The following is a 15,252-nucleotide window of genomic DNA, read 5'->3' as shown; positions in this document are numbered from 1 at the left end:
TCAATCAATTACATTAAATTTTGTTTTTATTAAGTCTACAGAGTTACCTCCAATCATAACCTCAAACTCTCCAGGTTCGAGCGTTCGTTTCATGTTTCTATCCCATATTGCAAGTTCATCTTGAGTTAATATAAAAGATACTTCCTTCGTTTCTCCTTTTTTTATACTAATTCTTTTGAATCCTTTTAAGGTCTTTTTTGGTGTTGTTACACTACTATACACATCATTTATATAAAGTTGTACAACTTCATCTCCATCTAAATTTCCTATATTGGATACATTAACATGAACAGATATCGATTCGTCTGTTTGGATGTTTTTAGTACTTAATCGCAAGTTGGAATATTTAAAAGTTGTATAACTTAAACCATAACCAAAAGGGTATAAAGGTTTATCACTTTCCTTTACATATCTGTGTATCGCTGAAGGTTTTTGGTTATAATAAATTGGTAACTGCCCAACCGATTTTGGAAAGGTTATTGGTAATCGTCCAGCCGGATTGTAATCACCGAAAAGCACATCGGCTACTGCCTTTCCACCAGCTTCACCAGGAAACCATGCTTCTAAAATTGCAGGAATATTTTCCTGTATCCAATTTATTGAAATTGGACGACCATTTAATAACACACAAATCACAGGTGTTCCAGTTGCTTTTATATTCTTAACTAATTCTAATTGCATGCCGTGCAAATCTAAAGTGGCAACATCCCTATTCTCTTCCACCAACTCATTGGATTCGCCAATAACCACAACAGCTATATCAGCTTTTTTTGCAATGTCTATAGCAGGCTGCATATCGACCTTTTTCAAGTTCCAACGTAAATGAGCACGAGCTCCCCAACCTCCTTCCCACATTTCAATCCTAATTTTATAGTATTTTTCTGCATCAAAATTCATAGGAAATGTGATGATATTTGTAGCTCCTTTTTTCCAATTATCAATTACTAGTTGATCATCAACCCACATTCTTATCCCATCATCTGAACTCAACCCTAGCCATCCATCAAAAGATTCAGTAGGTTTAAGATAGCCTGTCCAGCGAACGGAAAACTGGTCATCATTTACACCTTCACCTGGAGACCAAGGCCAATCGAATTCCAATTGCTCGTCTGTTCGAACTAAAGCTGATTCGCCTTCTAAATTCATGTTGTTAAAGTATTCAGCTTTTAAACCTTGCTGTAACTTATCTGGTGTCATTAAACATGACGAAGGAATTATTTGCCCTTTAACAATTAGAGGAACTCCTTCATCATAAAGTACGTTTGTACCATTTCTAACAACTTGTTTAATACCTTCCAAAACGGTTGTTGCGACTTTATTTCTTACAGAATAGCCACCTAATCTTGATGCATCAGCATTTGGTCCAATTACAGCTATAGTTTTTATGTTCTTCTCTAATGGTAAAATGTTATTTTCATTCTTTAGAAGACATATGGACTTGTAGCCTGCTTCTAAAGCAATTTCTTGATGATCTTTGGAATGAAATCTTTCGTCAATTAATTTTTGTTGAGTGTAAGGATTTTCAAACAAGCCTAATGTCATTTTAAGTCTTAAAATTCCACCTACAGCACGGTCTATGTGTTCCATCGTCAATTTTTGTTCATTTACAAGTTCTATGATGGTTTGTTGCCAGAACTCATTAGAGAAGTCATAAAATTGCATATCTACTCCTGCTGTAATTGCCTGTCTAATACTTTCTTTCGGAGAGTCTGAAACATAATGATCTGTTTGAATATATTTTATAGCACCCAAATCTGATATGACAATACCTTTAAATCCCCATTCATCTCTTAAAACATCCGTCAACAACCATTTGTTTGCTGCACAAGGAATACCATCTAATTCAGAATAAGCACACATTGCACCTAAAGCTCCTCCTTTTCGATACGCTTTTTCAAAAACTGGTAGAAAATCTTCTCTAGCTGTACGTTCACCAACAATTACAGGAGATGAATTTCCGCCTCCTTGTGGATAACTATGAACGGCAAAATGTTTTGGCTCTGCAATAATGGCACTGTTTGAAGCCAAAGTATCTCCTTGTATTCCAGATATCATTGCTAAACCAATTTCGCTAGCTAAATAAGCATCTTCGCTAAAGGTTTCAGCCACTCTTCCCCAACGAGGTTCACGACCTACCCCAAGAACAGGCCCTAATCCATAATGAACTCCGTGGGCTCGCGCTTCTGTTCCTATAACATGGCCTACTTTATGCATTAATTCTGTATCCCAAGTTGCTCCTAGACCAATGCTCATTGGGAAAGCAGTACCTCCTTCTCCTGTATAGCCATGGAGCATTTCACACATGATAAGTGCTGGAATTCCCCATCTGTTATTTTCGATCACAAATTTTTGTAAATCGTTGATCATTTTAGCTGAAGGTGGATAAATATCATGAATAGCACCAACACCAAGGTTTCCAATTTTGTCTTTTGCTTTAGGAGAGGAAAAGTTTACATCATCTTTAAAAAATTCGCCTTTATACATATCCATTTGACGAACTTTTTCTTCTAAAGTCATTCTATTAAGTAAGTCACTAATCCTTTCTTCTATCCGTAAAGAATTGTCTTGATAAGGATATATATTGTCTTGCGAATGGCAAATCGAACTGATAAAAACAATTTGTACTAAAAAAAATATCCCTTTTTTAATATTAATAAACATATTAATTTTCATAGGTTAAGTAGGCTGAAACCAACCAATGATTAAATTTATCTTCAGAAGCTAATGTTGCTGGAATAGTAATTTTTATAGAATGCTCTCCTGACGTAAAATCTCCTAAATCAACAATATATGGATCTACTGATGATCCTGGACACCAATTCGACCTTGAAAGGTCTGAAGATGCTATACGTTCTTCGATCATTTTGATTTTATAGGTTTGGGCTTCAAAATCTATATAAGATGCAGAATCCTTTTTTAACCATACACCAGATGTAGGATTAAAGCGTCTGAATGAGGCACAGTCGTCACGCCAAGGAATGGTATCTAGTTTTAATTCGTTATTAATAAAAACTTTATTCCTAATTTTAATAAACTCGTCGCCTCCTGAATGGCCTCCATGTCCAGTAGTTATATAAAAAAGCTTTACATTTTTAACATCATTATCAAACTTAAATGTGCTTTCTAAAGAGGTAATGGCAAAAAAATCTGGCAAACTTTGCCCTTCAACATAAGGAATTGTATTTACTAAAGGCAATATATTTACTGACTTCAATGGTCTATTGGAATATGTGAAACTTAAATCGACGCTATAACCTTCTTTAGTCCAAGTATCAATCCAAACACCTACATAAAAAGTTCCTGTTACTTCTTTTGTTAAATTAGATATATCTTTTTCCCAAACCACTTCTTTTTCCCAACTTGGTATATAAACAGGTTTTCTATGCTTTCCTGTTTCATTACTGTAATGGCCAACACCAAAAGGCGTCATGAACCGAAGTAATTCTAAAGCTGGTTTGTAATTCTTTGTAGCTTTTACGCCTTTAAATTTTTCTTCAATACAAGACCCATCTGGAAACTGTTTTTCACCTTTTGACACATTAATAACAGAAATTTGATTATGGTCTGTCACTACAAAGCAAGAACCAGATTTATCCCAACGATCACCATTGGAACGAACAGTTAATTTTAAGGTTACATCTGTACCATTTGGAAACTCTGGCACCGTTATTTTCTTATAAATTATACGTCCATTTTGTAAACGGTTGGCTTCAGGGTCTGTGCCGATCTCACCTCCAAAATTTATAAGCTGGTTTTTAAATACTTCAGAAAATACCTCATTCTGTGCATTCACAGTATAACAAAATGTCGCAAACAGAAAAAAGAAAAAAACATCTTTTATTTGCTTCAAAATAAGTTTAAAAATTCTTTTTATCATTTTAAAATAATTTTAACAGTGTTGGAATTGACGAGTTCTTCATGAGAAATAAAAAAACTTTTATGAGGTCTTTCATCTAATAAAATCTTTTCAATTGTACCGTTTGGATTTCCTGCTCTTTCAATAACCAGTTCTTTTTTTTTATAATATTTAGAATCTAATGCAATGGTAACTCTATCAAACAATGGTACAGTGATGGTGTATAAGGGCTCGCCTGGTGAAATAGGATAAAAACCCATCATACTATAGACCAACCATGCAGACATAGTACCTGTATCATCATTGCCCGGAAGACCATCAGGCTTGTTTTGAAAATATTTTTGAACTAATTCTTTAACTATTTTTTGACTTCTCCACTCTTCACTTTCTATATAATTAAATAGGAACGGATATGCAATGTCAGGTTCATTTGCCATATCGAATTGATCCGTATCAAAAACTTTTTGTAATTGTTTAGTAAAAGGTTCTTTTCCTCCCATAATTTTTATTAGACCTTCAATATCGTGAGGCACCATAAATGCATATTGCCACGCATTGCCCTCAATAAAACCAACATTTTTAGTAAAATTGGCTCCAGCTTCTGGCACAAATGGCTCGTACCAATTACCATCAGGATTTCTTGGACGCAACAGATTTAAGTTTTTATCAAATAATTTTCTGTAGGAAATAGAGCGGTTTTTGAATCGCACATAGTCATCATCTTTACCAAGTGATTTTGCTAACAATGCAATGGAATAATCGGCAACATTGTATTCTTCTGTAGTAGAAACAGAGCCGCCAAAATTTGTTGTTAAATATCCTAAATTGATATACTCTTCAAGTCCTGGCCTTAATGGGTTGTTTTCAATTTGGTCAGCACTTTTCAACATAGCATTATAAGCCTTAACAATATCGAAGTCCCTAATTCCTTTTAGATAAGTGTCTGTAATTACAATACTAGCAGGATCTCCAACCATAGTAAAAGTCTCGGTTGAATTGAGTTCCCATTTTGGGAGCCATCCGTTTTCATCATACATGTCCAACATACTTTTAACCATATCTGATTGCTGTTGTGGATATACCAATGACATTAATTGATGAAGGTTTCTATACGTGTCCCAAAGTGAAAAAACGGTATATCTTGTTCCTTGTGTTTTGCCAATTTTACCTGTTTTAATTTCAGGATATTCGCCATTAAAATCATTAAGAGTATTTGGATGGATTAAAGTGTGGTACAAAGCAGTATAAAATATTATTTTATCATCATTGCTGCCTCCATCTACCTGAATTTTAGAAAGTAAGTTATTCCATTTATTATAGGTTTCTTCATAAATAGTATTGAATGATTTATTTGCAGTTTCCTTCTCTAAATTTTCACGTGCATTTTCAATACTTACGTACGAAACACCAATCTTTACCTCCACAGTTTCAGGTTGATCAAATTTGTATGAAAAATAAGTTCCGATGCTAGCACCAACAACCATTCTGGTAGCATTTTCCATCAAACGCGTTTTTCCGTTATATGTCATCCACTCTGCTTCAACGCCATCATATTTTGAAGGCCTTTTCCAAACACCAAAATTTTCAGCAGCTTTTGAAAATCTTGCAACAAAATATACGGGATATGCTGACTCTGGATTATTATAACAAAATGAACCTACGGTGCGCATTCCTTCTATTTCTGTCGGCGATACAACCTTTACCATTGCTCCTTCCTCATTAGTAAGTCCCAAACCAAGATTCAACAAAATATTGGCCTGTCCTTTTGGAAAAGAAAATTTACTAACACCAACTCTTATTGAAGCTGTTAATTCTGTCTTAATGTTATACTTGTCTAAATTGTTACTGTAATAACCCGCTTTAGCAATTTCATTAGAATATGTTGTGCCATATTTTAAATGGTCGGTTTCTACTTGGCCTGTTGTTGGCATCAGTAAGATAACTCCAAGGTCTGGACAGCCTACACCACTCAAATTAACATGGCTAAAACCTGTTAAAAATGTATTTTCATGAACATATGGGTTAGATAACCATCTACTATCTTTTTCTAAAGGTAAATTTTGAGGTCCTGCAACATTAAACGGACTAATACTTGCCATTCCTCTTGGAGCAATCGGCCCAGGAAAAGTAGCCCCAAAATTGGATGTACCAATAAAAGGGTTCACATAATCAGCTGGCTCTTGAGTATTACCAATTGCACAAACAAAAACCAATACTAATAGTACACCTACAATTTTACTAGCTTCTTTTTTCATTCCAACTGATATAGTTTTATTGAACATTGTTAGATGGTTTACTTAAAGAAAAAGGAGCATTCTCTGGTTTACTTGCCCAAGTTTTGTTTGGTGCATCTCCCATAACAAATTCTAATACTCCACCTTGTTGGATCTCTTCAAAAGTTAAATAACTGTCTTGATATGGCTTCCCATTAAATGTCAATGATTGTATGTAATAATTCTCTTCAGAATTGTTTTTTGATTCTATAACCAAAGTATTTCCATTTTGTAAAGTAAGTGTTGCTTTTTTGAACAGTGGACTACCAATAACGTATTGGTTTACACCAGGAGTAACAGGATAAAAACCAAGAGAGCTAAATACATACCAAGCTGAAGTTTGACCATTATCTTCATCACCGCAGTAACCATCTGGAGTCGCAGTATATAATTTTGTAAGTACTTCTCTAATTGCTTTTTGAGTCTTATATGGTGCGCTAGCATAACTATATAAATAAATCATGTGTTGAATGGGTTGATTACCATGAGCATAGTTTCCCATATTGGCAATTTGCATTTCCCTTATCTCATGAATTACATGTCCGTAATAAGATTCATCAAATTCTGGCGGCATAGTAAAAACCTCATCAAGCTTATCTATGAACTGTTTATTGCCGCTCATCAAATTAATTAATCCTTGCACATCATGAAAAACAGACCAAGTATAATGTAAGCTGTTGCCTTCTGTAAAAGCATCACCCCATTTTAAGGGATTGAATGGCGTTTGAAAACTTCCATCTTCATTTTTTCCACGCATTAAGTTTGTGTAAGGGTCAAAAAGATTTTTATAATTCATGGACTGTTTCAAATACTTTTCGGCAACATCTTGTTTACCCAACTTATCTGCCATTTTTCCAATCGTAAAATCGGCATAGGCATATTCTAAAGTTCTTGCAGCATTTTCATTTATGTCAACATTATATGGCACAAAACCTAGCGTGTTATAATATTCTAAACCTGCTCTACCTACAGAATTTACAGGCCTTCCATCGGCAACATTGGCATTTTTTATTATGGCCTCAAAAAGAATATCAACATCACTTTCATTAACATTCCCTTTTAAATAAGCATCAGCAATTATTGGTGCTGAATTTGATCCAATCATACAATCACGATGACCAGGACTTGCCCATTCAGGCAACCAACCAGATTCTTTGTATGTATTGGCCAATCCCTGCATGATTTGTTTGTTCAATTCTGGGTACATTAAATTAAAAAATGGAAACACTGCTCTAAACGTATCCCAAAACCCATTGTCAGTAAACATATATCCAGGTAAAACCTTACCGTTATATGGGCTGTAATGAACAATCTGGTTCTCTTTATCAATCTCATAGAACTTTCTAGGGAAAAGTAAAACCCTGTATAAGCAGGAATAAAATGTTTTTATATGGTCTACATTATTGTCTTCAATTTGAATTCTATTGAGCTCTTTTTCCCAAGCTTGTTTTGCTTTTTCTTTAGTTTCAGTAAATGAGTCATTACCGACTTCTCTATCCAAATTTAACTGTGCTTGTTCTGGACTGATAAATGATGAGGCAACTTTTACATGGACTTCTTCACCCTTTTTTGTTTTAAAACCAATTATCGCTCCTACATGCTCTCCTTCATTATTGGTTGAATTTTCTATTAATTGCCAATTATCACTCCAAGTATGAGTTGTTACAAAATCTTTATCAAATTCTGCAACAAAATAATTGTGGAAGTTGTCTGGTACACCTCCGCTATTATTTCTGCAATAACCTATAATCTTCCGTTCTTCAGGTATAATTTTAACCATAGAACCTTTAAAAAAAGCATCCAATATAATATAGGATTCATTAGATTCTGGAAAGGTAAATTGAAATTGCGATGCCCTTTCTGTTGGTGTTACCTCTGCAGTTACATCATAGTCTGCCAAATAGACCGAATAATGATAGGGTTTTACGGTTTCTGCCTTATGAGAAAACCATGATTCGCGCTCGTCTTCCTGATACTTTAACTCGCCAGTAACAGCCATTAAAGAAAAAGCCGCATAATCATTTATCCATGGACTAGGCTGGTGTGTTTGTTTTATTCCTCTTATTTTATTCGCATCATATTTATAGGTCCAACCATCTCCCATTTTTGAAGTCATGGGTGTCCAAAAATTCATGGCCCAAGGTGTTGCTATGGCTGGATAAGTATTCCCGTTTGATAGACTATAATTAGAATCTGTGCCCATTAAAGGATTTACAAAATCTGTTAAATTGGATTGTTGTACCTCTTTTTCTATTTTATCTTTTTTGATTGGTTGAGTACATGATAATATTAATATCATTAAAATCGTAATAAATAGATATTGCTTCATTATAATATTTTGAATCGTATTAATTACTTTCTATAACCTGACCTTTTTCCCGATACAGATCTATTTCTCCATCCAACTGAATAGCAATCACTGTAACGTCTTTGTCTTGTACTACCTCTGGTAAATCTATATACAGTAAGCCTGGCACATCACTCCAGTATAATTTGCTGATTACTTTGGTTGACAATTTAGTACCATTGCCGACTACCCAAGCTCTATTAACCTTGTTTTTTAAACCTTTAATTAGTAATGGTCCATTGGGTTTATTATCCACATAGAGATATAAAATGGTTTTGTCTTTTGATAAAGCCGTATACCCATTAAAATGTCCGAATGGTATACCTGCTCTTGTTCCGTAGATTGCACTTTTATGCTTGTTTGTCCATCTACCAATTCCTTTTAAAATATCTATCTGTTCTTGTGGAATTGTTCCATCCGCTTTAGGACCTATATCTAAAAGTAGATTTCCACCCATACTAATGCAGTCTACCAAAATACGAATGAGCTGATTAACAGATTTATAATTTTTATCGTTATGTTGAAAACCCCAAGAATCATTCATGGTCATGCAAAGTTCCCAATAGTTGCTATCGGGTCTAGTTATAGGAACACCTTGTTCTGGCGTTGCATAATCACCATATCCTTGAAGTCTAGAATTGATTATAGTATTGGGCGTTTCTTTTAACAGCAATTCTCTCATTTCCTTGGCTTTCCATTTTTCGGCTGACTGCTCCCAATCGCCATCAAACCAATACAAATCTGGATCATATTTTGTAAGCTCTTTGATTTGACCAAAATTAAATTTTGTAAAATTGTTCCATCTTTTATCATCTTGGTCATATCTTTTTTTGTTTCTCAAAAAATTGGGATAATCTGGATGTGACCAATCTAATAAAGAATAGTATAACCCAACCTTTAAACCTTCTTTACGAGCAGCATCAACAAAAGGTGTAATAACATCTTTTTTTGCTGGAGTTTTGTCAATAACATTTAAATCAGAATGTTTACTGTTCCAAAGTGCCACACCGTCATGATGCTTTGTAGTAATAACAGTATATCTTGCGCCACTCTCTGCAATTAGTTTTGCCCAATCTTTAGGATTGTAATTTTTTGCAGTAAACCCATCTAATTGTTCCATGTAATCCGGATATGTAATATAACCATTGTAAAAAGACCATGATTCGTCAATACCATTAACGGCATATATACCCCAATGAATAAAAATACCTAGTTTAGCATCTTGAAACCATTCCAATCGTTCTTCTTTAGACAGTTCTTGATTTTGACCATAATGGACACTGTTGAAGAAAAAGCAAAAAAGTAATACTATTATTAATTTGTTATTTGTTTTTGTTACCATAAAAATATTTCGTCTACAAAAACCCATGAAGCATTGCCAGCACCTTCATGCCAAGTAGGTAAAACCCCTAGATTTTTAATTATTATTTTAAAAAATTGCGCTTCTGTATTATTGATATTTAATGTAAATCTTTTTATACTAGATTCTGTATTATTTTTTGGATTTTCATTTAATATCAGTTCTCCTACCTTTTCAAATTCAGCTTCCTTATTTAACGAAGCGTATACAATCATTTTGGTTGGAAATAATATCCAATTACCAACATTTTCCAAACAGTTAATTGAAATATTATTGACCACTTTTTCTGATCCTAAATCAATAGTAGTATCCACATCATAACCCAGATAACCTGTCCATTTTCCATCCCTAAATGCTGTACTGCCTTCCTCTAGATCAAACAATTTATTAGCATTAGGATATCTTGGGTCAGGCTTATTTTTTATTATATAGTTTGTGACCTGATGTTTTATTTTAAAAAAATCACGTTCTAATACATCACTTGGCAACCAACCTTTTTTAAAAGCCTTTACCTTTAAATTGGTGTTTTCTGTTATTTTAATTCCTTCAGAATAAAGAACACTGGTTGAGTCTGGTATTTCTCCATTTAAAGTATATCGCAATTCGGCATTTTTTAAGTTAGAAGTAAAATTTAAAGTAATGGAATCAGTAAAAAACGTATTATTTGGTGTAATAGTAGGCAGTTTTAATTTTGTCTCTTCAACAAAATCATTATTTATTCCATTATGGATTTCGATATTATATGTTTTTTGCAATCTCAACGATGTTTCTTTACCAACATTAGATTTCCAACAATAAATATGCTTTGGTTTGACAGACTTCAACAATGTTTCCAGACCATTGTCAGTGATAGAAGTATTAAATAGATTAAGTGTTTCAAGATGCTCTAAATTAGTAATGTACTGGAGCGTTTTATCTGATATTTTAGTGTTATCTAACCTTAACATTTTTAAATTTTCAAGCTTTCTTAATGTACTGGTCATGTTATCAGATAAATTAGTATTACTTAAATCGAGTTCTACAATTTGATCTTTTAAATTAGAAAGTTTTTTGACTGCACTTTTTTCAATTTCCTTTTGGTTATATTTAATGCTTAACTCTGGTGCTCCAACTCCCATTTCCTTAACCATAAAACCGGCACCCTTGATTTGATCTATGTCATATACAGATGCTTTTTTAATTGGTGTTTTATCAAATACTAAATATTTCTTTAAAATGTTTTTTAGTGTATCGTTCTTGGAAAGGTTTCCTATATAACCTTCAAAATCAGCTCCTCCATCTATCCAATGCTTGATGAGTAATTTTTCATCTGTTGTTAATTGAGGCTTCCCTTTAGGAGGCATATGCTTTTTGTCTGATTCTGGTAATAATAATTGATTATACAAAAGGCTCTCTTCGGCATTACCAATAATTATAGCTTCTCCACTTTCGCCTCCTTTTAATATGGTCTCTTTTGAAATTAAGGATAATTTACCTTTAGTTTTAGTAGCATTATGACATTGAATACACTTGTCATCCAAAATTCTTGCTATTACATTTTCATATAGTTTTAAACTATCAACAACTTCGACAGTTTCTAATTTTTCTGAAATACTTACATACTCTGTCAGAAAGTTTTCGCCATGTGTCAATATACTTCCATAATGACCTGTAACACTAATACTTATAAATGTTATGATGAAAAACGGAAGCACCATTCTTTTCGCTTTTCTTGAAGTCATTAGGGATAGAATAAACAATGCGCTGGCTAATAGTGCAGTTACCATGGCAGTCCAAAAATGGATATTCAAAATACGTTCGCCATAACCTCCTTGAAGTGATAAGAAGTATCCTAATATGCATGTTATTATGGCAAAAAAAACTGTAAATCCAAGTGCATATTTAATGATCTGTGATGGATAATCTTTCTTTATTCTTCCAATAATATCTAAAAAGAAAGTAATCAGTAAAGCTCCAATAGGCAAATGCAATAATAACAAATGAAATCTACCTAAAACTAATACGACTTTAGGAGTTTTATCTAAATTACCGATTTTTGCAACTATTATAATTAATAATGCAAAAAGCAATAAAATTGTAACACCATATTTTTTTAGAATATTGTTCATTAATTAAAAATCCACTCGTCCATAAATAACCATGCTTTACTTCCAGCACCATCATGCCAATCAGGTATGGACCCTATGTTTGCTATTTCTAAACGTAGAGAGTTTATTTCTTTATTTATTATTATGTTTAAATTCTTCATTTCGGTTAATCTTGGTCCTTCCAATTCAGTTAATTGAACTGAAATCTTATCTTCTAATTTACTTGAACCATTTGGTATTATCGTAATACTAGCTGGAGGGAAAATCCATGACTGCACATCACTTAAAAAACCTATATCAACACTTTTAATGAATGTTTTTTCATTAAAAAAAACTTCTGCATTTACAATGGAATCAAATCCAACCCATTCTAAATTACTATAAGGTAAAGCAGCTTTTTTTTGATTTATTAAAGTCAAAGGTCCTTGACCACTGTATTTTTCATTTTGTTTTGAATTCCATAAAATATTTTTTGGCTGATGCCCTTTCTTGAAAAATGTTATTGAAGTTGTTTCACTAGATTTCCATTCTGGGTGAAATGACTTAAACTTATAGGTTCCAGGTTCAGATATTGTTAATGGCTTTTCATATTTAAAGAATGTAGTTGTTGGCTCACTTCCATCTGAAGTAAAATAGATTTCTATTCCTTCCATGCCAGATTTTACATGAAGACTAACAAAAGAATCTATTATTGTATTTGGAACCTCTATTCTAGGTTGTACAAGACTAATATCTTCTTGTTGTAAAAACATATTTTGATTACTTTTTTTACAACTTAAACAAATTAAGATAACAAGTAATAACATACAATTCTTCTTCATACCCTAACCAGTTTTATAGGATATGTTTGTCCTGAATTCCATTGTGCTACATAAACATTATCATCTTCATCAATACATACATCATGTGGATGTTTAAATAATCTAATGGTTTGGTACAATTCTTCCAGTTGATCATTATTATACGAAGGTGCAGTTGCTCCAGGACATGACACCACCTCATTGTTTTTGTTCATAATTAATAAAAACCCTGAATCACTATTTGGCGAATTTTTTGATTTTAAAACAGCAAAATAAATATCATTATTATGAATTACCGGACGACAAATCAAGGCTCCTGGAACTTTTATAGAGGACAAATATGTGCCGTCAAGACTAAATCTTTTTAAGATATTCATTTCTCGAGCAGTAATCAATAAACACGGATTATTCTTATCGCGATTATCGTAACATATACCATGAGCATTTAAGAATTGTCCATTTTCAGTACCTCGACCTCCAAATATATTTAACAATTCGCCTTTATGATTGTAGTGCGTAATATATTGGTTACCATACCCATCGGCAACATAAAAATCGCCATTCTCAAGAACTGTGGTTTCTGTTGGTTTAAATTCTTCTTTATTGTTATATTTTCCAGTATCTGAAGGGTAATTTAACTCAAATATGACCTTTCCATCTATGGTTGTTTTTATTATCTGGTGCCTCTCATAATCTGTAATCAATAAGAAATCTTCACCATTTTCTTTAAGCAATGTAAGACCATGCGCACCTGGATAATTAGTACCCCAAGTTTCTAATAATTTACCTGACTTGTCATAAATAATGATGTTATTTTTAGTATGATTGGTTAATAGAACTATTCTTCCTTTTGAATCCTGAACAATTTCATGGCAATCCTTTACAGGTGTTTTTAAAGGATTTAAATTTCCCCAGTCCATATTAACTTTATATTTATGAGATTTATGTCCAACAACAACATCTTTCATACTATCAAATGAAAATGCACTACTGAAGGCTGGATAGGTTAAAATCCCAAAAGTTAAACAAGAGGATTGTTTTAAAAATTTTCTACGACTCATTAAACAGCTATATTAATAAATCATTCACTACATGACCGGAAACATCGGTTAGTCTAAATCTTCTACCTTGATGTTTAAATGTAAACTTTGTATGGTCAATACCCATTAAGTGCATCATTGTTGCCTGTAAATCATGAACATGAACTGGATCTTTTACAATGTTATATCCAAAATCGTCCGTTTCACCATAACTAAAGCCCGGTTTTACACCTCCACCAGCCATAAACATGGTAAAACATTTAGGATGATGATCTCTTCCATAATTTACATCAGTCAAAGTACCTTGACTGTAATTTGTTCTTCCAAATTCGCCACCCCAAATCACTAGGGTATCCTCCAACAAACCACGTTGTTTTAAATCCATTATTAATGCAGCAGTGCCTTGATCAACATCTTTGGCCTGCTTTTCAATTTGCGTAGGTAAGTTCTCATGTTGATCCCATCCCATATGATATAGTTGTACAAACCTTACATCTCTTTCTACCAAACGTCTTGCTAATAAACAATTTGCTGCATAAGTGCCTGGAATCGTACAATCAGCACCATACATCTGAATAATGTGTTCTGGTTCGTCTTCAATATTCATTGTTTCTGGAACTGAAGTCTGCATGCGATAAGCCATCTCATATTGGGCTATTCGTGTATTGATTTCAGGGTCGCCAAACTCTTCTTCTTGTTTTTGATTTAACTCACTTATATAGTCGAGCATCATTCTTCGCTCTAATCTCGACATCCCTTCTGGGTCTTTAAGATATAACACGGGATCTTTTCCTGCGCGAAATTGAACACCTTGATGTAATGAACTTAAAAAACCGTTGCCCCAAAGTCTTGAATAAAGAGGTTGCGAAAATGGTCTGCCTGTTCCTCTTGACAATAATACCGTGAATGTTGGTAAGTTATTATTTAAACTTCCTAAACCATAACTCATCCATGAACCCATACTCGGTCTTCCAGCTTGTTGTGAACCTGTTTGAAAAAATGTTATAGCTGGATCATGATTAATGGCTTCTGTATGCATGGACTTTATAAAACATAACTCATCTACAATTTTTGCCGTATATGGCATTAAATTACTTACCCATGTTCTAGATTGACCATATTGATCAAACTTAAAATTAGAGCCTACCAAAGGAAAACTTTCCTGTCCTGAAGTCATACCAGTAAGTCGTTGCCCCATTCTTACAGAATCTGGTAAGTCGTCACCTCGCATTTTATTTAATAAAGGTTTATAATCGAACAATTCTAATTGAGATGGTCCACCACTTTGAAACAAATAAATAATACGTTTTGCTTTTGGTGCGAAATGAGGTAATTTAATATTTGCTAAAGAGGATTCTGGTGATGCTGCTAACGATGAAAATGGATCAAGCATTGATGCAACAGCTAAACCTCCAATACCTAAACCAAATTTTTGCAAAAACTGTCGTCTATTATTATTGATAAAATGTTTTGTTAATTCTTCCATGGT

Annotated in this window: 9 protein-coding genes; all 9 read right to left on the bottom strand. The window is 33.4% G+C overall.

Annotated elements, in window-relative coordinates:
• Nucleotides 1-2,673: a glycoside hydrolase family 3 protein gene (locus AAFP94_RS07670; protein ID WP_316661954.1), complete on the bottom strand. Its 2,673-nt coding sequence runs from the start codon at nt 2,671-2,673 to the stop codon at nt 1-3.
• Nucleotides 2,663-3,877: a PNGase F N-terminal domain-containing protein gene (locus tag AAFP94_RS07665; RefSeq protein ID WP_316661953.1), complete on the bottom strand. Its 1,215-nt coding sequence runs from the start codon at nt 3,875-3,877 to the stop codon at nt 2,663-2,665. The genes AAFP94_RS07670 and AAFP94_RS07665 overlap by 11 nt, the downstream gene beginning before the upstream one ends.
• Nucleotides 3,874-6,138, bottom strand: coding sequence for a GH92 family glycosyl hydrolase (locus AAFP94_RS07660; RefSeq protein ID WP_316661952.1), 2,265 nt, complete (start codon nt 6,136-6,138; stop codon nt 3,874-3,876). The genes AAFP94_RS07665 and AAFP94_RS07660 overlap by 4 nt, the downstream gene beginning before the upstream one ends.
• Complete coding sequence (locus AAFP94_RS07655; protein ID WP_316661951.1) at nt 6,128-8,458, bottom strand: GH92 family glycosyl hydrolase; 2,331 nt, start codon at nt 8,456-8,458, stop codon at nt 6,128-6,130. Before AAFP94_RS07655 ends, AAFP94_RS07660 begins: the two co-directional genes overlap by 11 nt.
• Nucleotides 8,459-8,477: 19 nt before the next feature.
• The gene (locus tag AAFP94_RS07650; protein ID WP_316661950.1) at nt 8,478-9,818 is read right to left on the bottom strand and encodes an alpha-L-fucosidase; all 1,341 of its coding nucleotides are present in this window, start codon (nt 9,816-9,818) and stop codon (nt 8,478-8,480) included.
• Nucleotides 9,812-11,944, bottom strand: a complete 2,133-nt coding sequence (locus AAFP94_RS07645; protein WP_316661949.1) for an FN3 associated domain-containing protein — start codon at nt 11,942-11,944, stop codon at nt 9,812-9,814. The genes AAFP94_RS07650 and AAFP94_RS07645 overlap by 7 nt, the downstream gene beginning before the upstream one ends.
• The gene (locus AAFP94_RS07640) at nt 11,944-12,675 is read right to left on the bottom strand and encodes a chitobiase/beta-hexosaminidase C-terminal domain-containing protein (protein ID WP_316661948.1); all 732 of its coding nucleotides are present in this window, start codon (nt 12,673-12,675) and stop codon (nt 11,944-11,946) included. Before AAFP94_RS07640 ends, AAFP94_RS07645 begins: the two co-directional genes overlap by 1 nt.
• Nucleotides 12,676-12,740: 65 nt before the next feature.
• Nucleotides 12,741-13,784 (bottom strand): NHL repeat-containing protein, encoded by a 1,044-nt coding sequence (locus AAFP94_RS07635; protein WP_316661947.1) that lies wholly within the window; start codon nt 13,782-13,784, stop codon nt 12,741-12,743.
• Nucleotides 13,785-13,791: 7 nt separating this feature from the next.
• A complete protein-coding gene (locus AAFP94_RS07630; protein WP_316661946.1) occupies nt 13,792-15,249 on the bottom strand; it encodes a DUF1501 domain-containing protein in 1,458 nt (485 codons plus the stop codon).
• Nucleotides 15,250-15,252 lie beyond the last annotated feature (3 nt).

It is taken from the genome of Gilvirhabdus luticola (assembly GCF_040117515.1).
In the GTDB taxonomy this organism is placed as follows: domain Bacteria; phylum Bacteroidota; class Bacteroidia; order Flavobacteriales; family Flavobacteriaceae; genus Gilvirhabdus; species Gilvirhabdus luticola.
The sequence above is the reverse complement of the archived record's forward strand: the minus strand, read 5'-3'. Positions and strand labels throughout refer to the sequence as shown.

Coding starts and splice junctions, on each gene's coding strand:
- AAFP94_RS07670 (WP_316661954.1), bottom strand. CDS start 2,673: ATGAAAATTAATATGTTTATTAATATTAAAAAAGGGATATTTTTTTTA.
- AAFP94_RS07665 (WP_316661953.1), bottom strand. CDS start 3,877: ATGATAAAAAGAATTTTTAAACTTATTTTGAAGCAAATAAAAGATGTT.
- AAFP94_RS07660 (WP_316661952.1), bottom strand. CDS start 6,138: ATGTTCAATAAAACTATATCAGTTGGAATGAAAAAAGAAGCTAGTAAA.
- AAFP94_RS07655 (WP_316661951.1), bottom strand. CDS start 8,458: ATGAAGCAATATCTATTTATTACGATTTTAATGATATTAATATTATCA.
- AAFP94_RS07650 (WP_316661950.1), bottom strand. CDS start 9,818: ATGGTAACAAAAACAAATAACAAATTAATAATAGTATTACTTTTTTGC.
- AAFP94_RS07645 (WP_316661949.1), bottom strand. CDS start 11,944: ATGAACAATATTCTAAAAAAATATGGTGTTACAATTTTATTGCTTTTT.
- AAFP94_RS07640 (WP_316661948.1), bottom strand. CDS start 12,675: ATGTTTTTACAACAAGAAGATATTAGTCTTGTACAACCTAGAATAGAG.
- AAFP94_RS07635 (WP_316661947.1), bottom strand. CDS start 13,784: ATGAGTCGTAGAAAATTTTTAAAACAATCCTCTTGTTTAACTTTTGGG.
- AAFP94_RS07630 (WP_316661946.1), bottom strand. CDS start 15,249: ATGGAAGAATTAACAAAACATTTTATCAATAATAATAGACGACAGTTT.